Origin of the sequence: Bacteroides togonis, from assembly GCF_900130135.1 — a bacterium.
Classification (GTDB): domain Bacteria; phylum Bacteroidota; class Bacteroidia; order Bacteroidales; family Bacteroidaceae; genus Bacteroides; species Bacteroides pullorum.
This window is the reverse complement of sequence record NZ_LT670820.1, coordinates 3558606-3580309: the sequence shown is the minus strand read 5'-3', so window position 1 is coordinate 3580309 and position 21704 is coordinate 3558606. Positions and strand designations below refer to the sequence as shown.

Here is a 21704-nt window from a genome sequence, read left to right as displayed (position 1 = left end):
GGGCGCGGCCAGCAGCAGGCCTGCCACCCCCGCCGCCCGAAGCGACGGATGGCGAAGCAGGCGACGGAACCCGCTCTGAGGTTCAAGGAAAAAGGTCAGGGCCGAAAGCAGCAGGAGGGCATAGCCCGCATAGCTGAGGCCGATACCCCAAGGGTCGCAGGCCACGGACAAGGTGACGCCCTGCCCGTCGGAGTCGTAGCCCGACTGATAGAAGCGGTAGCCCTCATGGCGGAAGATGCGGTTCATGGACACCTCGCCCTGATAGGCTTTGTCGTCTGCGGTCAGCGTGAAGCGGCTCACGAAATCTTTCGGCGCCGATGTGCCCGCATAATGCTCCACCCTGAACTCCTCCAGCGAGAGGCGGAAGGGGAAAGCCGCCTTCTGCCCGTCGGACAGGGTAAAGGCCTCCACCGCCTCGCCCTGCCGCAGATGCACGCGCCCCTGCAGGCCCCACACGTGGGTGACCATCGCCCCCAGCAGGATGAGCACCAAGGATAGATGAAACAAAAAAGTCGCCCGACGCTTCTGCACCCGACGGCGCCACAGATAACCCATACCCGTAACGGCCATCAGCGCCCAGCAGGCCACGAACCAGGGCGAGCCATAGACGTGGCGCACGACAAAGGGAGTGCCCCACACCTTCTCCACACACGTGGCGGCCATCAATACACAGACAAGCAGGCCCAGCAGGCCGAAGGAAAGATTTCGCAAGATTTTCATACCTGATAAGGATTTATAGGAAAGCAGATGTTTGAGAAATGCGACGATTAAACGCCACCGAGGCCGCTCCGGATAGTAAAGCATATTTACACGGAATTCAGACCCCGAAATCGCCCGTCCAGACTCCCTAGAGTCATGGGGCAAGACTCCTTAGAGTCATCGGCCATGACTCCCTAGAGTGTCAAGCCACAACTCCCTAGAGTCTTCGAGAGAGACTCCAGGGAGTTTGTAAACGCTTGATTATCAGCATCAGCAGAGACGGTTCCATCCGGCCGACGGGCAAAGGCGGGAGTGCGGACCTCCGACTCAGTGCAATAAAACATATTTACACACGAGCAAGCGTGTTGAGAAGCTCTGCACAGAGCCGAGCCCCTTCCGGCAAGTCATCAGATGGAGTCGATGAACTTCACCACCGCGTCGCGGTCCTCTTTCGAGAGCTCGCGGAACTTCTGGACGGTGTAGTAGGCATCGCTCTGCTCGCTGGTGCCGTGCCACATGATGGCCTCCATCGTGGTGCGCGCGCGGCAGTCGTGCAGACGGTCGGCATACTCGGCCCCTGTGCAGCGCTGGTGCAGGCCGCGTCCCCAGAGCGGCGTGGTGCGGCACCAGCCTGTGCGGATGTCGTTCACCATGTGAAGTTTGTGCTGCACCATGTCGGTGTAGGGCCAAATCTTCTGATGCGGATAGCGGGGCAGTTGCTTGGCCTTGTCGCCTGTGAAGAAGCGGGCAGGGTCGCGTATCTCGTCATCGCCCGTCGTCCATGTGGGCTTGTGGCAGTAGGCGCAACCTATCTCCGAGAAGAGTTCCTTGCCGCGGAGCACGTCCTCGTCGTCCACATTGCGGGCGGCAGGCACGGCCAGGCCCCGATGCCACACCATGAGGTCGATGTAGTCCTGGTCGCTCACCTCGACAGGCAGCGTCTTCGAGGTCAGGTAGTTGTAGATGTTGTCCGCCACGTTGTCCGTGAACCATTCAGGATGTTCCTCGGGTGTGGACACCTTGGCGATGTAACTGGGAAAGCCCGCCTGAATGTCAGGGTCCTGCGAGGCATATTGGGCATAGGAGCCTGCCGCGTCGAGGTAATGGAAGCGGCGGTCGCTGCGCGTGGCGTTGGTGATGTTCCAGAAGGCATTGGCACCCGCCGCGTCCTGCAAGGGGCCACGGCTCAGGGCGTAGGTATAGCGGTAGGGATACTTCGTACCGTCGCCACCCTGAGCGGTGTTGGCATACTGCCCCGTCCAGTCGCCGTTGGCGAAGATGTTTGGGTTCAGGCCATTGGGCAGGTAGCCGTCCTGCTCCTGCTTGGCGTATTCGGCCTTCAGGTCCTCGTCGCTGATGGCATCGAGCAGGCCCGTGCCATAGATGCCGATGGTGGACTCCAGACGCACCTCGTAGTCGCCCACGTCGTAGCCGCGGTTGGCCACGTAGATGGCACTCCTGGGGATGTCCACCTCGGGGTAGCGCAGCTGGTAGGTCTCGCCGTCGGGAAACTTGTTGCCGAAGGCGTCGGTATATTCATGCCAGGTGATGGTGATCTGCGACTCGTCGAGCGGCGCCTTGAAGGGGGCCACGGCATGAGTTTGCGGCATGCCTGCCAGCCAGGGCACATAGGCCTCGGTCTCGGGGTTGTAAACCACCAGCAGATAGCCGTTTCCTATCTCGTTGGTGTTGAACGTGCCGCTGTTCTGGCTCTTGCCATGCCCGTAGCCAGGATGACAATGGATGCACGAAGAGCGGATGTAGAGCGGTCCCAGGCCATGGCGCATGCCGTCGAAGTTGGCCGTGAAAGGTTTCTCGAAGAACTGCTCGCCACGGTTGAAGGCGGCATTCATGGTAGCGTCGGCCTCGACCACGGCCGTAGGGTCTTCGAAGGCCGTCGAGGTAGAGTTGGAGGTAGTGCCCAGTTCGCCGCCCGTGTAGTACCAGTCGGGCAGCTCAGCGGGCGTATCGGGCGAAGGATTGTCGCCCTTCACGTCGTCGTCGCTACAGGCCGTCAGGCTCAGAGCGGCTCCAAGGATTACATAAAAACAGGTCTTTTTCATCATTGACTTTTCTTTTTTTTTCTGTTCTATCTTTAATGGTTGGCCTGCAACAACGTCTTCACCTCGTCGAAGATATCGTTCATCACATTGCAGGCATCGATGGCATCCTGATTGACTTTATCGTACTCGGCCGCGCCACAGGTGTAGGCAAAGGGTTCGCCCATCAGGCTTATCTTGTCGTAGGCGTCCTGAATAGCGGCCTTCACGCGGCTATCCAAATCGGCATTGAGCGTGGCGACGTAGGTGCTCAGTGTGTGTGTTGCCACCTGAATGGTACCGTCCACCGAGGGCGAGCCCTGATAGGCATTGCGGATGCTGATGACATTGCCCAGGAAGTCGCGGATGGAGTTCAGGCTGTAGGGCGACTCGATGTAGCTGGGGTCGTACTCCATGCCGCCCGAGGGAAGTCCCTTGCCCGTGGGGTTACCAATCTTGATGTTACCCACCTCGTTGGCAATGTTCTGTATGCCGGCCGTTATCATGTCGTACACCACGTCGAGGTAGTTCTTGTACTCACTGCCTGCCGCGCCTGCATTCTTGATGTTATCGCCGAAGTTCTTGCCCTTGTCCAGTTCGGTGTCGGTCAGAATCTGCTGCTTCTCGGCCGATACGTTCTCAGTTCCTGCCCAGCAGGCCTCCAGCAGGATGCACTGGTTGCGCAGGTCGCCTGCCAGCCCCACGAGGTAGTTCAGTTCTTCGGTGGTGTAGTTCAGGTTGTGGGCCACGCTGGTCGAACTGGCCGTAGCGTTGCCACTGGCATTGGTATTGGTCAGCTCGAAGAGCAGGTACTCGATGGCATGGAAGCCTTGCAGGGCATAACCCAGGTAATTGCCCACATAGTTGCCTTCGTCGTCCATCTGCGCCATCTGGGCGGGGTTGTTCAGCAGCGCGTCCATACCCGTCTTGTCCAGCGGCCAGGAGTCGATGTGGGGGTCTACGTTGTAGTCACCTGCAGGGCCGAACAGCCAGGCCTCACTCTTCTCCCAATAGTCGCGCGCCAGCTTCCAGGCCTCGCAGGCGGCCTCTACGTCGGCGGTGGTCAGCGTGCCAGCCTGCTTCTTCGTGCGGATGTCGATACACAAGCTGTGAAGGCTCATGGCGGCGTCGGCCATGCCCTGATACGAAGGAATCACGGTCTTGTCGGCAAAGTCGGCCACCACTTCCTTCAAGGCCTTCTCCTGAGCCGAAAGCTCGGTTCCGTCGATAGGGTCGTCGTTGTCACTACAAGATGTCATGCTCATGCCCATCATGGCTCCCAGAGCCAGACAGAGCGGAAATTTCAGAAACGTTTTCATTGTGTCTTATGTTTTTTGGTTATTATGGAATGTATTCAAGTAAAATCAGACCTTCACCACAGATTACACGGATTATCACAGATTCATCGACCTGCCAATCTGAAAATCAAGAAAGGTCTGTGTCAATCTGAGCAATCTGTGGTGAGCTATTACAAGTTGAAGAAGCCCGCATAGGCCACACCTACCGACACGGCAGGCTCGTTGTTGAACTTGCTTTTGAGGAGGCCGATGGAATATTCGCCCTTTAGTACGACTTCCTTCAGCGGATAGTAATTGACGCCCACGGCCAGACGCTGGCGGCCATACTCCTCGTAGTGGGTCACGGCCTTGGCAGTCTTGTACATGGAGTCGTAGTACTCGTAGCGGCCGAAGAGGTAGAGGCGCTGCTCCTTGTCGGTACGTCTGGGGTTGAGGGAAAGGAAGTCGTAACCCACCTCCACACCTGTGGCAATGGCACTCGAGGCCACGGGCTGCTTGGGCGAGGGAGAGTCCTTGGAGAAGCTCTGGTTGTAGCGGGTGATGAGGTCGGCGTCGGACAGGTGACCATAGTCGAACGAGCCGCGCGCCACCCAGTTGTGGGCGTCGTAGCAGAAGTCGAACGCGCCGATGAGTACCGTTCCCTTCACATCGTCGTAAACGGCGTTGGTGGCCTTCTTCAGAGTATTGCTGAAGGAGTTGCCCGCATAGCCGCTGAGCGAGAGGCGCAGGCCTTTCACCGAATAGTTGTCCACGCGGAAGGCGCCAGCCATGGCATTGGCTATCTTGAATTCGTAGGGGCTGCCCGCTCCACCTTTCACCCATTCCTTGCTGCCGAAGCGGTCGGAGTCGAGGCCTGCCAGAAGCATGGCTTCGTAGCGCCACTGCCCGGCACGGCCCCAAAGGCTGATACCCGTCTCGTGCCACGTGCAGGGCAAGATGGTGTTCTCGCCCTCGGGTCGATAGACGCCGAAGAACTCGGTGGGCAGGTGGTGGGCATTGGTCATGCCGACGGGCACCACCATGTGGCCCAACTTGATGTTGAACTGGGGACAGAAAGACTTCTGAATCCAAAACTGCTCGAGGGCCACTTCGCCACCACGCTCCACTTCGCTTTCGTATTCGCCGCCTTCGTGTTCCTCAATCTCGACGGCACTCTCCGTGCCGCCATGTTCGAACTCGATTTCGGTACCCATGGTCCAGCCCTTGCCGAAGTCGTAACCCAGCATGATGACTACGTGGGGCAGGTCGAAGCGTCCGTGCGTGTCGTCCTTGTAGTTCTGCGGGCTGTCGTAGCGCAGGTAGTTGTCACTATAAAAATTGTAGCTGTAAACGGCTTCCCCATAGCCGCCGATAGTGAAGCGCCGCTTGCGGGGAGCGGCTTCGGCGTCGGTTTGCTGTACAGCTTCGATACTTGCCAGCTTGGCCCGTCCGTCGGGCTCCGTCCGTTGAGAGGTTGTCCCCTCGTCGGCGTAAAGTGCTCCTGTACAGAGCATCAGGCCCAATGACAGGCCCCATACCTTTTGTTTCATTTCACTTATTTTTTATAATTTTTGTTGGCGCAAAGGTACGGGGACAGTTCAAAGGGGGCAATACCTAAAAAAAGGTATTATGAGGAGGGGAATAGTCAGTTTTAGGTATTAGGCATGAGGTTTGAGGTATTGAGGAAGATTATTCCCAATTTGTCAAGCGCAGCTGTGCGTGCCCCCCCTTCTCCACACACACCGAGACCGAGCCGAACGGTAAATCATCTTTACACAACATTCAGACCCCGAAATCACCCGTCAAGACTCCCTAGAGTCATGGGTCAAGACTCCTTAGAGTCATCGGCCATAACTCCCTAGAGTGTCGAGCCACGACTCCCTAGAGTCTTCGAGAGAGACGCCAGAAAGTTTGCAAATGCCTGATAATCAACACTGGAAGAAACTGCTCCATCCGGTCGGCGGGCGAAGGCGGGAGTGCGGGCCTCCGATTCGGAGCGATAAAACATATTTACATCACTTCAGCCGCAGGGTCACAACGTAATAGACGGCCAGAGAGAGGGCCATCAGCACCAGCGCGGCCAGGCAGGCGATGCGTGCCCACAGATGATGGTCGGTCCAGGGGCCGACGGCAAAGAGCAGGCTGATGCAGACGTTGAACGCCCGCAGGAGACGCACTACGCACACGTATTGCTGCCCTACGTTGCGAGCATTCACGCGCACAGGGAAGCGGATGAAGCGCACGGGCAGGCGGGCACCCGTCACCATCAGCGCGAACACGAGCGTCGACAGGAGGGCCGATACCCACATATTGCCATCCGCCTGTCCGCCCTGCGTGGTATACTGCCAAAGCACGCCCACCCAGCCCAGCACAACCAGAAGCAGGGCCACGCCTTCCATCACCCAATCGACAACGGCGGGGCGGAAATGTACATCGGGACAATCGTGGGCCGAGAAAGGACCCAAGTTCACACCAAACAGATTGAAAGACTTGATTCGTATCATAATCGTCATTGTTTTTTAATCCACTCATAGACAGGGTCCACTCCCTGCCGATAATCGTCGAAAGTCATCGGGATGTGCACGTCGGGCACCAGCGTATCGACCTCTTCGTCCACGTTCTTGAAATACTTGGTGGAGTATTGCACCTGCAGGCCCGAAGCGGGCAGGGTGAAGCTGCGCACTTCGCCCAGATGGTTGGGCTTGCCGGAGGTTTCCTCTCCCACCCAGCAGGCACCCAACAGGCGCTTGAAGTCCAGCGCATTCAGAATGGCGGACGAGAAGGTGGCCGCCCCCAACACCACATAAACGCGGGGCGGGTTGTCCATCCGATGCATGAAGTCGGCCAACTTTTCAGCCAGACGGGTGCCCGGCTGCGAATTGCCGCCCCCATTGAAGCGGACATCCCACACCAGCCTGCTGACAGGCCGATGGCGGAGCGTGGCGAACACACTGTCCTCCAGCGCGGCAAACGAAGGCAGGCGGGAGGCTACCGACTTGTTGCCATTGGCTTCTTCCAGCTCCCTGCTCCAACACTTGTTGTACTGGATGTAGAGGAGGCTGTCCGCCGCCTCGTAGTGCAGGGTAAAAAGGGTGCGGGCATTCCGATAGCAGAGAGGGAAACTGCTCGGGCGGAAGATGGCCAACCGCTTGGGGTCTATGGAGCCGGGCGTCAGCTCGTGTTCCTGCAGGCTGCCATCGGCTGAAGCCAGCTTGAGCGTGACGCGACCGTCCGACACGAATCCGAAGTGTTCCAGCAGTTGGACGAAGCACAGGTAATTGGGCACCATCGTCTTGCGCACCGCCTCGTTGTCGGCCGAGAAGAGGGTGCCCAGGCTGTCGGCCACCACTTCGGCAGCAGTGCCGTTCAGCTCCACCAACCGACAACCCAACATGGCTTCCTGCCCCACGGGAGCGGTAACGACGTACAAGCCATCGGCCATCCACCTCAGGCCCAGGGGCAACAGGCGGTTGCGGTCGAGCAGAGGGGTGAAGTTCAGGTTGGTGTGCAGGTCGCCGAAGGTGGCAATCCACTGCTGCAGCCCCAAGGCCATCTGCAGGTCGGACAACCCGTTGCGGCTCCGGCGTTTCCAGGCCTCAATACCTCGGTCGAAATCGGCTCGACTACGGACGGTAAAGAAGTCGTAGTGCCGCTGGGGCAGCCATCGGGCCAGCGAGTCCAAGTCTCGTGACCAGTCTGTGCGGGCCACCGGCTGGGCTTCCACACCCAGCACCAGGCAGAGCATTGCCATCCATAATATCATCTGTCTTTTCATCATTCCCATCGTCTTATTCTTTATCGGGAGTCTTGTCTTCCGCTCCGTCTACGGGGTCCTCATCGGCCGGACGCTTCTTCGCCTCCTTCAGCCGCCCGCTCTTGCGCAGGGCCTCGTTGATGATCCACTGGAGCTGGCCGTTGGTGCTGCGGAACTCGTCGGCCGCCCACTTCTCGATGGCATCCATCGTGGCGGCGTCCACGCGCAGGACAAAACTCTTGGTTGTATTTTCTTTCTTTGTTGCCACTTTTCTCTATACGTATTTTTACCAGACAAACAACAATCAACGCACATCCCTGCCGCGGATGAAGCCGGCCACGTCGTCGGCCACGTAGGAGGGTACGGGGCGCGCCTCGTTATACTCCAGCGGGGTGGACTTGCCCTTGCCTTCCTGCAACAGGTGGTTCAGCGCGGGATAGGACTTGAGCTGCGCCTTGGGACGGGTGAGCAGGCCCATGAGCCACAGGCCGTAGTCCTGCATGGTGACCTGATAGTCGCGCTCGCCCTGAAGCACCAGCAAGGGGCAATCCAAGCTTGCGGCCACTTCCACGGGGCGATAGGCGCGCAGAAATTCCCAATACCCCTTAGGCAGGCCCAGCGGCAGGGCGATGGTGTCGCTGAAGGCGGGCGTGCCCAGGCTCTTCACGTTGGCCACCTGCCGCTTCAGCTCGTCCAGCTGGGCGCGCGTCTGTTCGCTGGGCGTGGTCAGCGAGGCGAGGTATTCCGACTGCTCCACCAGCAGGTCCTCGAAGGGACGGGCAGGTCCGGCCACGATGATGATGCCTGCCACCTGCGGCGAACGCCTGGCGATGCGCGGAGCCATCATACCGCCCTGACTGTGGCCGAGGACAAAGACACTGTCGGCCGCCACCTGAGGCAGGCCGGCTGCCAGACGGACGGCCGAGAGGGCATCGTCCACCGTCTCCACATCCATGTCCAGCCGGCGGCCCTGCGGCACGCAATCGGCCCCGTAGACCTTCGTGCGCTTGTCGTAGCGCAGGGTGGCGATGCCGCGGTAGGCCAGCAGCCAGGCCAGGTCGCGGAAGGGTTTGTTGGGGCCTATGGTCTCGTCGCGGTCGTTGGGGCCCGAGCCGTGTACCAGCACCACGCAGGGCACCCGTCGGCCCTCCTCCTTCAGGCGGGGCAGGGTCAGCGTGGCGGGCAGGCGGTAGCCGTCGGTCACCACCACGGTGTCGCGCTCTTCCATCAGCGTGCGGTCGAAGGCCACGGCAGGCGCTCCGGCAGGTTCGGGGGCGGGCACCACGCGGATGGTGTTCCTTTTTCTTTTAAACAACTAGATGGGGATAAAAGAAAGGGCAAGAACGGGAAAACGTCGGGTAGGGGAAGAGGGGAGATCTTGGGGGGGGGGGGAGTCCTAGCGCAGGCGGTAGCGTTCGAAGGTCAGGTCGCGGCGGCACAGCTCCACGCCCTGCACGGCTTCCTGCGTCCAGGCTCCGGCCGACTGCAATGCGCCGAACTGGCCCGTCAGCTGGCGCCAGGTGTCGGCAAACACGGCGGGCGAGAGCTGTCGCTGCGCCTCGTCGTTGAGGGCGGCATAGATGCTGTCGCCACGGCCTTCGATGAGGTGTTCATAGATGCGCTCCGCACGTGCCCGACGGTCGTCCTGCGCCCATCCCTTCAAGGCACTTCCGCCCAGCAGGAAGAACAAAGCCCATATCGTAATCTTCCAATTATCCATTGTCCATTATCAATTATCCATTGTTCTTCAGCCAACGGCTGTAATAGTAATAATCCAGGTAATACTTCAGCGCGCCGCCCACAAAGGCCAGCGCCACAATCATCAGGTTGCGCAGACGGAAGCGGTCGGCCCATACGGCAGCGTCGAAGCCTTCCACCGCCCACTCTATCAGGTCGAAGACGAGCGTCACCCCTACCACCACCAGCGCATACACGCCGCCGGTAAAGAGCACGAAGAGGGGCTTGTTGCGCAGGTAGAGGCGGTGCGTCAGGTTGCCCACCACGATGTGTCTCGTCTCCACACGCGGACGGCAATAGAGGTAGACGCCCCGCAGGGCGATGAGCACGCCCACCAGCATGAAGACGGCAATCATCCAAAGGTTGCCCTTGTCCATCAGCAGCCAGTTGCGGCCGAGTATCCAGGCAAACACCAGCGCGATGAACACCCCCACTCCGATGCCGGAGCCGGCCGTCAGGCGGGTGCTGCACTGATAGACCACTTCACTGCCTTGATTGAATCCGAACATAACGCTTCCGTGTTTTAAGAGATTAATGGTTCAGCGTCCCCGTATTCACCACCGGCTGGGCAGCCTCGTCGGCACAGAGCACCACGAGCAGGTTGCTCACCATGGCCGCCTTCTTCTCTTCGTCCAGCTCCACGATTTCGTCCTTCGAGAGCTTGTCCAGCGCCATGTGGACCATCGACACGGCCCCTTCGACAATCTTCTCGCGGGCACTGATGATGGCCGACGCCTGCTGGCGGCGCAGCATCACGGCCGCAATCTCGGGCGCATAGGCCAGGTAGTTGATGCGGGCTTCCAGCACCTCGATGCCCGCCATGGCCAGGCGCTCGTTGAGCTTCTGCTCCAGCTGGTCGTTGATTTCCTCGCCGCCCGAGCGGAGGGTCAGTTCGCCGTCGGCGCCCTCGTTGTCGTCGTAGGCATACTGCCCGGCCACCTGGCGCAGGGCGGCGTCGCTCTGAATCTTCACGAAGTTCTCGAAGGCGTTCATGCGATTGGCCACGGCGTTGCCCATGTTCACCGCCTTGCCGTCACTCGACGTGGTGCCCGCACTGGCCATGGTCTGCGAGTCGATTTCGAACATCGCCTTGTACGTGTCCTTCAGCCGCCACACCAGCACGAGGCCTATCAGCACGGGGTTGCCAATCTTGTCGTTCACCTTGATGGGCTCCACGTCGAGGTTGCGTGCACGCAGCGACAGCTTCTTGGCCTCCATGAAGGGGTTCACCCAGAAGAAGCCCGTCTCGCGGAACGTCCCCTTATACCGACCGAAGAACACCATGGCCCGCGCCTCGTTGGGCTCCAGCATCATGTAGCCGCAGTTCAGGACAATCCACAGCACGGACATCACCGCTCCCAGCACATAGAGCAGCACGCCGCCCGCCACGAAGCACCACACCGTGGCACCCGCCCACACAAACAGGAAGAGGAACAGGGCCAGGAATCCGTTCATCTTAAAACCTTTGAAATTCATTTCCTTTGTTTCCATACGCATTGTTTTAAAGTGATATCATTTTGATATCGCAAAGATATGTATTCTGTTTGATTTGTGCAAGAGCTTCCGCCCAGTTTTTTCATCAGCCTCCAACAAAATCTTACACCTGACAAATGACAATTAGCAAATTTCCGTTTCTCATTCCCCACTCTGCGGACAAAGGAGAAGCCAAATATATGTAAATATATTTTATATATAATAATTTTCACTTTCCACTTTTTCTTCATAATACCGTCATTCTGACAAATCATTAATTGTCATTTGTCAGGTGTAAGATTTTCGCCCGGCAAAACACCACTTTACGCGCACGAAAGCACCGCTTTACGCCCCGCAAAACAGCGCGTTAGTTTTATTAACACGAAACACCCGTCTCGTTAACAGATTTTTAAAGATTACAGATGCTACGTTTTTGGCCGCCCCACAGAAAGCCCCTATATTTGCATCAGCAGGCAGGAAAAAGGGATATTATAACAAACAGGGGGAACAGTACCGGCGAGAGGCCGGAAGTCGTCATCAGGAGGGACAAGCGAAAAACGAAGAAACAAGCCGTCCGGAGCTACAAGGCTGAAAAAGAAGTAGAAATGCTAGAAATAGGTTAACTAAATATAGTATTTGATATATTTTCACTATATTTGTATCACATTAGCCTTTGTGAAATTTAAGGATGTAAGTGTCCGTTGATTTAATATATGAAGATAAATTTAAAATATATCTTATTAGTCATATCTTTTGTGTTGTCTATTTCTGCTTTATATGCCGAATCGTTTGACGGTATGTTTAGTGTTCGTCACATCGGGCGCACTGATGGATTGAGTAGCGAAAGAGTATTCTCGATAGTTGAGGATAATGACAATGTGATGTGGATTTCAACCAGAACTGGAGTGGACAGATATAATGGTCGTACAGTAAAGAATTATTCATTGTCTGCCAATTACTATTATGGTGATTTGGCAGGGAGAATAATCAGGCTTTATTTTGATAATAAACTGGGACTTTTGGCATACGATCATACCGGGAGAATATATAAATATCAACCGAATACGGACAGCTTTGAGTTGTATTTGTTTTTGGGCGAGTATATTGAGGGGGAAATTATTCTTAATAAAATATTTTCAGATGAAAATGGAACGCTTTGGTTTGGATTGAGTAGAGGATTATATTCAAAAAAGTCAGACGGTGCTTTATGTTGCGTTTTAGAAGACAATTATATAAATGATATAGCATGTTTGTGTGATTCTTTATTTGTTGGTACATCGAATGGAGTTTTTCGTTTATCATGTAGGGAAGATTCTGTTTCAAATCAACTTGTTGAAGATAAAAATGTACAAAGTCTTTATTTCGATAAGTCTGAAAATAAGTTGTGGATTGGTACTTTCAACAGCGGATTGTGGACTCTGGATCTCGGAAATTATTCATTACATCGTATAAAAGGTCAACATCTGTCTTTTTTTAATCCTATTCGCGCCATTACTCCTTATGACAATAACAGAATACTTGTTGGAATAGACGGTGGTGGAGTATATTTTGTGGACAAACATACCTCAGAAACAAAGTTGTTTGTAAATACAGAGGATAGTGGGGAGTTCTTTTTACGTGGCAATGGAATCTATGCCGTAACCAAAGACTTTCAGGATAATATATGGATAGGCAGTTACACTGGTGGAGTGTCTGTGGCTATTTCTTTGAAGTATCCTATCAATATAATGACACATGAACGGGGAAATCCGCAGTCGTTGGTAAATAATAATGTGAATGATATAGAGGAGAATATAAATTATGATTTGTGGTTTGCCACGGATGATGGTATAAGTATTAGGAATAAGTCAGATCATCGTTGGAAACATATATTAAAATCTATTGTAATAGTAGATTTATGTAGTTCAGGCGATGGAAATATCTGGGCTGGAACTTATGGAGACGGTTTGTATCTGATAGATAAAGACGGGCGTGTGATAAGACATCTTACCCAGAAGCCGGAAGGACTTACTACAAATTATATTTTCTCGGTGAAGGAGGACAAGGACGGAGATCTTTGGATTGGGGGACTTGACGGAAATTTAATTATAGCCGACAAACAAGGAAAACGTAAAAATGAGTTTGATATAAACTGGGTTCATTCCATAGAAGAAGTTGATTCTTTGAGAATGGCCGTTGCTACAGTAAATGGTTTTTGTATTGTAGAAAAATATACATCTCAGTTCAGACGTTATGCCACAACCTCTGAGTTCAATGATAAGAATGTCAGTGCTTATATCATTTCAATGTTGTTTAATGGTGACGGTACTGTATGGCTTGGCACTGAAGGAGGTGGTCTGAATCTGTATGATATGAATTCAGGTGATGTAAAGATCATTACCACTAAAGAAGGCTTGCTGTCCGATGACATATATAGCTTGCAACGTGATAATAAAGGTCGTATTTGGGCAAGCACAGGTAAAGGTCTTGCCGTTGTAAATGGCCTGAAGGTTTCAAATCTGAATTATATTCATGATACAGATAAGACATATAATAAATCGGCATGTATCAAACTTTCTGATGGTAGGTTTGCTTATGGAAGTACTTATGGGGCTATTTTTATAACTCCTGGCGCGATGGCTGTTGAGGAATACGACGCGCCTGTCAGGATAACAGATTTAAAATTGGAGTATATCTCTCCTGAGAAGGAAATACAGATGCGTCCGTCCATTTATGCTATGCTCATGGATAAGAAAGTTGATCTTGATTACAGTTATAATTCATTTTCTGTTACTTTTGAGTCAATAAATTATCGTTTTCAGCATGATATAGCTTATCAGTATATTCTTGAAGGATATGAAAAATCATGGAGTGCGGTGTATTCGAATGGAACTGTCAGATATACTAATGTATCGCCGGGAATGTACACATTAAAAGTCAGAAGTTTGAGAAAAAGTAATGGAGAAATCATTTCAGAAGCTTCGCTTTCAATAAACATTGATCAGCCGTGGTGGAATTCATGGTATGCATGGATAATATATTTGTCATTAGTTTTCGGTATATTTTATTTCATACTTAGATATAAGAGTAATCAGCTTCAAAAAAGACATAATGAGGACAAAATAAAGTTCTTTGTAGAGACAGCACACGATATACGGACTCCTGTAACACTTATCATGGCTCCTTTGGAAGACCTTAGTAAGAAAAAAGACCTTTCGGATGATGTAAGTTACTTGTTGGAAACTGCGCGTAATAATACACGTAAACTACATGCGCTTGTAGGTCAATTGCTTGAGTTTGAGAAAATAGATACAAATAAGAAAAATGTAACTCTTAAACCTGTAAATATCAACGATTTGTTAGTGAAGGAATGTGTAAGCTTCCAGTCATATTGTGATAAGAAACAATTGCATATAAAGATATCTTTGCCTGAACATGATGTGTTTGCAATGGCAGATGAGCAGATGATGGAAATGTTGCTTGACAATCTTATTTCGAATGCTTGCAAATATACCTTGGCAAATGGGACAATCAGCCTGTCACTTTTATCTGATAAAAAGAATGTAGTTATAGAGGTTCAAGACACAGGTATTGGCATTCCGGCTGATGCCGGCAGACAGCTGTTCAAGAATGTTTATCGTGCTGTTAATGCAAGACAGACAAACGAACCCGGCACAGGATTCGGGCTGTTGCAGGTACAGCGTTTGGTGAATATGATGCATGGCAAAATTTCATACAAATCTGAAGTAAACAAGGGCAGTACGTTCTATGTTACGTTACGCAATGCTGATATTGATTCTTCTTTTGATAATAATGTTATACATAAACAGATATCTCCGGTTATAGAAAATAGAACTGAGTATATTGGTGATGATTCTGAAAATATTAAAGAATCTTTGGATACATTGCTTATAGTCGAGGATAATGATGAACTACGCTGTTATTTAAAGAAGATTTTTGAACGTGATTATCGGGTTATAGATGTATCTGATGGAAGTAAGGCTTTGGAATGTTTGGCAGAAGAATATCCGGATCTTATTCTGTCGGATGTTATGATGCCTGGTATCCAGGGTGACGAGCTTTGTCGTATAGTAAAGGAAAATCCACAAACATCCGGCATACCGTTTATATTGCTTACTGCCAAGGTAACCCATGATGCCATGGTTACCGGTCTGAAAAGTGGAGCGGACGACTATATTCCTAAACCTTTCAGTGCAGAAATTTTAAGATTGAAGGTTCATAGTATTCTCGAAACCAGAAATCATCTTCGTGAATATGTTCTGAAAAATGTGGTGGCGCAAATAGAGAAAAATGAAACTGTTGGCACTGATACTTTGAACAATGATGATGAAATACGGCAAACAGACGAGGGCAATGTTCAGAATGATACAGTACCGGTATCAGAGGATGATTTGAATTTTATTAAGCATGCAACACAACTCGTCATGGATAATATGGATGATGAAGAATTTAATATTAACCCTTAATTCCGCAACACTATAGTTTAACATTATTTATAAGTGCCTGAGCAACAAAAAGTTGCCCAGGATTTTGCCATGTCAGAATTTTCACTTACCTTAGTGTTGCGAAAAGAAGACAAGCAAAACTCTAATATGACATGGCAAAGATACAAATAAAATCTGAGAAACTCACTCCTTTTGGAGGAATTTTTTCTATTATGGAGCAATTTGATGCTCTTTTAGCTCAAACCATAGATTCCACCTTGGGATTGAGATGCACTATGTTTGGTTATCAATATAGCGAAATTCTACGCTCTCTGATGTGCGTATATCTTTGTGGCGGCTCATGTATTGAGGATGTTACAACTCACTTGATGAAACATTTGTCTCTTCATCCAACTCTTCGCACTTGCAGCGCAGACACCATATTGCGTGCTATCGAAGAACTGACTTGTAAGAACATCACCTATAAATCTGCTTCTGGCAACTCCTATGATTTCAATACTGCAGACAAGATGAACTGCTTATTGATCAAAGCCCTGCTTGCTACTGGTCAATTGAAATCCGGTCAAGAGTATGATTTTGACTTTGACCATCAGTTCATTGAAACAGAGAAGCATGATGCAAAACCAACCTACAAGAAGTTCCTGGGCTATAGTCCAGGTGTGGCAGTCATTAACGACATGATTGTCGGTATTGAAAATAGAGACGGCAACACAAACGTGCGCTTCAACCAAAGAGAGACTTTGGAAAGAATCTTCAAGCGACTGGAGGCATCAGAAGTATATATATCCCGTGCCCGCATGGATTGCGGCTCATGCTCGGAGGAAATCGTAGATATGGTAGAGGCTCATTGCAGGCATTTTTATATTCGTGCCAACAGATGCTCTTCCTTCTACGATTCCATGTTTGCCTTGACTGGATGGAAAACTGTTGAAATCAACGGTATTGAATTTGAGCTGAATTCCATCCTTGTTGAGAAATGGAAAGGAAAACCGTATCGTCTTGTCATACAGAGACAAAGGCGAATAGATGGAGACCTTGACATTTGGGAAGGCGAATATACCTACAGATGTATACTGACTAACGATTACAAGTCGAGTGCAAGAGACATCGTGGAATTCTACAATCTTCGTGGTGGCAAGGAACGCATCTTCGATGACATGAACAATGGCTTTGGCTGGAATCGATTGCCAAAATCGTTCATGGCACAGAATACTGTATTCCTGCTTATGACAGCTCTCATCAGAAACTTCTACAAAGCTATTATGCAGAGATTGAAAACCCATGAATTTGGATTGCGTGCCACCAGCAGAATCAAGACCTTTGTTTTCAAGTTCATCTCTGTTCCTGCGAAATGGATTAAGACATCACGTAGGCATGTATTGAATATTTACTCAGACAACAATGCTTATGCCAACCTGTTCAAGACAGACTTTGGTTAAAGACCATGCTTTTCTGGTTAAACCAGCGTATTACCTCAAGTCGCTTTATGGGGTAAGGGGATTTTGTGTCTGCGACATTTCTGTTGTGCAAGAAATATGTACAATAAAATGAATTTTGTCGCTTTGCAAGCAAAATCCCACTAAACCCTATAGGTTGCGGATTTGAGGTTAACCAATTGTGCCAGGAAATGGCTATGAGCCGTACCTTGTTCTACAACCGTTTGAAATCACTTACAGGAAAGGCACCGCAGGACTTCATACGTCTGATTCGCCTTCAGAGGGCGGCAGAACTGTTGAAACAAGGAAAGCCTGTGGCAGATGTAGCCGCTGAAACCGGATTTGTGAATTCTAAATATTTCAGTATATTGTTCAAGAAACAATTTGGTATATCACCAAGCAAGTTTCTGGAGCAAAACTAATAGATAGTTCTATATTTATATTACGGGCTGACAAATCAATAATGTCTTATTTATGAACATTTATTGATTTGTCAGCCCGATTTTTATATGTTTTCTTGGTTAAAAAGCAAAAATGATAGATTTCAACCCTTTTCTGTCAGCATTCAAACCCTGAAAAACAGGATTATACCCAATTTTGCCAACAGCTTGGAAGCTGAATGTAATCTTTAGTTAACAGTAAAAGAGAAAGTGAAAATACATAATGTTTAACCAAAAAACTATCGCTAATGAAAACAGTAATTTTATTTCTATTATTCTTTTTTGGAGTAAATCTGCAATCGTGTTCGACAAATAATGAACCGGTAAAGCCTGATAATCCGGAAGAGGAAATCAAAGATGATAATGAAGGACAGGAGGAGGAACCTGAGCTGCCTGATGAGCAACCAGGAGAAGAAGATGAACCCTCGAAACAGTGGAAACTTGTGTTTACAGAAGATTTCAACACATTTGATAATTCTGTTTGGACAAAAGAGACTCATGAGCCTGGGTGGGTGAACAATGAACTTCAGGAATATATTGAAGAGTGTGTAAGTGTCGGGAAAGACGGTGACAAGACAGTGCTTGTTTTGACTGCCAAGAGAGAAGGAGATAAATTTTATTCTGGTCGTGTAAACAGCAAAGGCAAGAAAAGTTTTCAGTATGGGAAAGTGGAATCAAGTATAAAACTTCCCAAAACGGCTAATGGATTATGGCCGGCATTCTGGATGATGGGAGACAACGACAAGGAATGGCCTGCTTGTGGTGAAATCGATATTATGGAGATGGGAGAAAAAGCCGGTATAGCCAATAATACAACAGAAGCATACATAAATTCGGCAATTCATTATGGTCCTGATGTTGAAGGACATGAGCAGATTTTCCAGACTAAGACTATGGAAAAAAGTCTTCAGGATGGCAACTATCATGTATATTCTCTGGAGTGGAATGAAAATGAACTTATTGTAAAGGTTGATGATATACTGATCAAAACTTTTAATATCGGACCGGACAGTGGTCGTTTTGAATACTTTAACGATAAATTTTATTTCTTGTTCAATTTGGCTGTAGGTGGTGACTTTCCCGGTATAACAGATCCGGCACAAATTACAGCATTGAAAGATGGAGAAAAAGCCCAGATGTTCATCGATTGGGTGAAAATATATAATTAATTTTAATACTATTACTTATTAAAAACTTATGAGAAGATTAAACTACAAGTACACATTGTATTGCGGTACATTGTTTCTATCCCTTTTTGGAGGAATGCCGCAGTTGAATGCTGGGGTTACGGAAAATAATCTTTCAGTAATGCAACAAAGCCGACAAGTGTCAGGTAATGTCAAAGATGCTATGGGAGCTATAATCGGTGCTTCTATTGTTGAAAAAGGTACTACCAACGGAACCATTACCGATATGGATGGTAATTTTGTCTTGAATGTGCAACAGGGTGCTACACTGGTTATAAGTTTTGTAGGCTACAAAACAAAAGAAGTAAAAGTTGGTACTGCACCACTGGATATCACCCTAGAGGAAGACAGCAAGGTTTTGAGTGAGGTCGTTGTTACCGCATTGGGTATCAAACGTGAACGTAAGGCACTTGGTTATGGTGTTGATGAAGTTAAGGGAGAGGCTTTGACAAAAGCTAAGGAGACTAATGTGATTAACTCTATGGCTGGTCGTGTTCCAGGTCTGGTTGTCAGTCAGACTGCAGGTGGTCCTTCAGGCTCTACACGTGTGCTTTTGCGTGGTAATACAGAAATGACAGGAAACAACCAACCTCTGTATGTCATTGATGGAGTACCTTTGGATAATACAAACTATGGCAGTGCCGGTACGGAAGGAGGTTATGACTTGGGTGACGGTATTTCAAGCATTAACCCTGATGATATAGAGAATATGTCTGTTCTTAAAGGTCCTGCTGCTTCAGCGTTGTATGGGAGCCGTGCCAGTCACGGTGTAATTCTTATCACAACAAAGAAGGCTAGCGGTAAGGATGGTGAACGTATGAGTGTTGAGTATAATGGTACAATGACATTTGAAACTCAACTTGCTAAATGGAACGAAGTTCAGCAAATATATGGTATGGGTAGTGATGGCACTTACAGTATAAATGCTGTTGCAAACACAAATAAGAGTTGGGGACCAAAAGCCGACGGTTCAAATATGCTGGATTATTTTGATGGTGTTTCGCGTCCGTATTTGATAATTCCTGATAATGTATCAGGTTTCTTCCGTACAGGTTTGACTGCAACAAATACATTGACTTTAAACTCAAGTCATGGAAAGTCGGGAGTACGTTTCACTTACACCGATATGCGTAATAAAGATATAGTTCCTAATACCAATATGAGCCGTAACATATTCAATTTGCGTGCCAATACGAGTATGGGAAAAGTAGATCTGGATTTCAGTACAAACTATACACGCGAATCGGTAAAGAACCGTCCGGCTCTTGGCGACAGCAAAGGTAATGTCGGTAAAAACCTTATGACTCTTGCCACTACATACGATCAGGAATGGCTGAAAACATATCAGGATGCAAATGGTGAATACTCTAATTGGAATGGTTTGGATCCATATAATGTAAACCCTTACTGGGATGTTTACAAAAACTCGAACCAATCTGATAAAGACCAGTTCCGTTTCAATGGTAAGGCAATATGGAACGTTGCTGACCATTTTAAGCTTCAAGGTACTATTGGAGCTGAATTCAACTGGTTTAAGTTTGAGGATTTCAAGGCTCCTACTACTCCTGGCTATGAAGCAGGCAGATTGCAGATAAGCAATTTCAGAAACCGTATGTACAACTTCGAAATGTTGGCTCTATATAACAACTCCTGGGGGGATTTCGATTTCAATGCGACATTGGGTGCCAACTTGTATAAAGTGAATAATGAGACTACAATCACTACAGCTCAGGATATGAAGATACGTGAAACTGTGGCGCTCATGAGCTTTAATGAAACAAGTGTGGAACAGAATTATTACAGAAAGCAGATAAATTCTATTTATGGTGCAGTAAATGTAGGATGGAGACACCTGATATATCTTGATGCTACATTGCGCGGAGACCGTTCTTCCACATTGCCTTTGAATAACAATACATATATCTATCCTTCATTCTCAGGTAGCTTTGTATTCTCTGAACTTATCAAGAATCACAATCTTCTGCCTTACGGTAAACTACGTGTTTCTTGGGCGCAGGTTGGTAGCGATACAGATCCTTATCAGTTGGGACTGGTATATACGAAATCTAAATTTACTTATCCAGGATATACTTTAGGTTCTATCAGTAACAGTACTATCCCTAATCGTGATTTAAAGCCTACAAGAACCAATTCATACGAAATGGGATTGGAATTGAAATTCCTGAATAACCGTATTGGTTTGGATTTTACTTATTATAATCAGACTAGTAAAAACCAGATTATGGCGATGGCGAGTTCATGGGCTTCCGGTTATACATATCGTATGATTAACGCTGGAGAAATCCAGAATAACGGTATTGAAATAGCTTTGAACACTCGTCCTATCCAGACAAAGGACTTTTCATGGGACTTGAACATCAACTTCTCTAAGAACAATAACAAGGTTAAGGAGTTGGTTGACGGTATTGATTTGTTCGAGCTGGAAAAGGCTACATGGCAGGATGTTCAGGTAGCAGCTGTAGTAGGAGAAAATTATGGTTCTATCATTGGTCCTGATTTCAAACGCAATGAAAATGGTGATATCTTGATTAATCCAAGCACCGGTTTGCCACAATACGACAATAGCAATCATATTTTGGGTAACGCTTCATGGGATTGGACAGGTGGTGTAGTAACGAACTTCACATACAAGAATGTTTCTCTTGCTGCTGTATTCGATATTAAGGTTGGCGCCGATTTGTATTCAATGTCTGCCCGTGCCGCATACGAATCCGGTAAAGCATTGGAAACATTGGAAGGACGCGAAGAATGGTATAAATCAGAAGAACAGCGTAAGGCTCTTGGTATCAGCGAAGCAAACTGGACACCTACAGGCGGTTTCATTGCCCCAGGTGTAATAGACAATGGTGACGGAACATATCGTCCTAACGATATTTACGTAAATCCTGAGGATTATTGGATGAATATCAGCCGTTATGCACCGTCAATGTTCGTTTATGATAACTCGTATATCAAATGTCGTGAAATCACATTGAGCTATTCGTTACCAAAGACATGGTTGAAGAATAAGGTTCAAGGATTGACAGTGTCTTTCGTTGCACGTAATCCGTTTATCGTTTGGAAAAATATTCCTAATATCGATCCTGATTCGAACTATAACAATACTACAGGTATGGGTATGGAATATGGCTCATTGCCTTCACGTAAAAGCTATGGTTTCAATGTCAACGTTAAGTTCTAATTAATCCTAAATCAT

Annotated in this window: 15 protein-coding genes and 1 pseudogene; 5 read left to right on the top strand and 11 right to left on the bottom strand. The window is 49.1% G+C overall.

Annotation, left to right across the window (positions count from 1 at the left end; genetic code table 11):
• From BQ8005_RS15005 to BQ8005_RS14960, 11 genes are all read right to left on the bottom strand, one after another.
• Positions 1–720: cytochrome c biogenesis ResB family protein (locus BQ8005_RS15005; protein WP_200806333.1), on the bottom strand; the 720-nt coding region annotated here is incomplete at its 3' end.
• Positions 721–1106: 386 nt separating this feature from the next.
• Positions 1107–2762, bottom strand: a complete 1656-nt coding sequence (locus BQ8005_RS15000) for a di-heme oxidoredictase family protein (RefSeq protein ID WP_111936121.1) — start codon at positions 2760–2762, stop codon at positions 1107–1109.
• A 32-nt stretch (positions 2763–2794) separates the two neighbouring features.
• Complete coding sequence (locus BQ8005_RS14995) at positions 2795–4057, bottom strand: imelysin family protein (RefSeq protein WP_021847141.1); 1263 nt, start codon at positions 4055–4057, stop codon at positions 2795–2797.
• A 149-nt stretch (positions 4058–4206) separates the two neighbouring features.
• Positions 4207–5565 carry a hypothetical protein gene (locus BQ8005_RS14990; protein ID WP_075318601.1) on the bottom strand — a complete coding sequence of 453 codons (1359 nt, stop codon included), beginning with the start codon at positions 5563–5565 and terminating at the stop codon, positions 4207–4209.
• 465 nt (positions 5566–6030) lie between these two features.
• Entirely contained in the window at positions 6031–6519 is a 489-nt protein-coding gene (locus BQ8005_RS14985) for a hypothetical protein (protein WP_159436270.1), read from the bottom strand.
• A gap of 5 nt (positions 6520–6524) precedes the next feature.
• Positions 6525–7799: a S41 family peptidase gene (locus tag BQ8005_RS14980; protein ID WP_159436269.1), complete on the bottom strand. Its 1275-nt coding sequence runs from the start codon at positions 7797–7799 to the stop codon at positions 6525–6527.
• Positions 7800–7803: 4 nt separating this feature from the next.
• Entirely contained in the window at positions 7804–8037 is a 234-nt protein-coding gene (locus BQ8005_RS14975) for a type II toxin-antitoxin system antitoxin (protein ID WP_075318598.1), read from the bottom strand.
• Between the two features lie 36 nt (positions 8038–8073).
• Positions 8074–9084 carry an alpha/beta hydrolase family protein gene (locus BQ8005_RS14970; RefSeq protein WP_234984065.1) on the bottom strand — a complete coding sequence of 337 codons (1011 nt, stop codon included), beginning with the start codon at positions 9082–9084 and terminating at the stop codon, positions 8074–8076.
• An 81-nt stretch (positions 9085–9165) separates the two neighbouring features.
• Positions 9166–9489, bottom strand: coding sequence for a DUF3887 domain-containing protein (locus BQ8005_RS17740; protein ID WP_234984064.1), 324 nt, complete (start codon positions 9487–9489; stop codon positions 9166–9168).
• Between the two features lie 13 nt (positions 9490–9502).
• Entirely contained in the window at positions 9503–10015 is a 513-nt protein-coding gene (locus BQ8005_RS14965; RefSeq protein ID WP_075318597.1) for a hypothetical protein, read from the bottom strand.
• 22 nt (positions 10016–10037) lie between these two features.
• Positions 10038–10997, bottom strand: a complete 960-nt coding sequence (locus BQ8005_RS14960; RefSeq protein ID WP_075319287.1) for an SPFH domain-containing protein — start codon at positions 10995–10997, stop codon at positions 10038–10040.
• Between the two features lie 695 nt (positions 10998–11692).
• Here BQ8005_RS14960 and BQ8005_RS14950 point away from each other — a divergent pair.
• From BQ8005_RS14950 to BQ8005_RS14930, 5 genes and pseudogenes are all read left to right on the top strand, one after another.
• Positions 11693–15445, top strand: a complete 3753-nt coding sequence (locus BQ8005_RS14950; protein WP_075318595.1) for a hybrid sensor histidine kinase/response regulator — start codon at positions 11693–11695, stop codon at positions 15443–15445.
• 131 nt (positions 15446–15576) lie between these two features.
• On the top strand, positions 15577–16863 hold the full coding sequence (locus BQ8005_RS14945) for an IS1380-like element IS942 family transposase (RefSeq protein ID WP_055235773.1): 1287 nt from the start codon (positions 15577–15579) through the stop codon (positions 16861–16863).
• A 161-nt stretch (positions 16864–17024) separates the two neighbouring features.
• Positions 17025–17282 (top strand): annotated as a pseudogene (locus BQ8005_RS14940) (helix-turn-helix transcriptional regulator); the annotation flags it as partial.
• A gap of 266 nt (positions 17283–17548) precedes the next feature.
• On the top strand, positions 17549–18469 hold the full coding sequence (locus BQ8005_RS14935; protein WP_021847150.1) for a glycoside hydrolase family 16 protein: 921 nt from the start codon (positions 17549–17551) through the stop codon (positions 18467–18469).
• Between the two features lie 28 nt (positions 18470–18497).
• The gene (locus tag BQ8005_RS14930) at positions 18498–21689 is read left to right on the top strand and encodes a SusC/RagA family TonB-linked outer membrane protein (RefSeq protein WP_075318593.1); all 3192 of its coding nucleotides are present in this window, start codon (positions 18498–18500) and stop codon (positions 21687–21689) included.
• Positions 21690–21704: the final 15 nt, after the last annotated feature.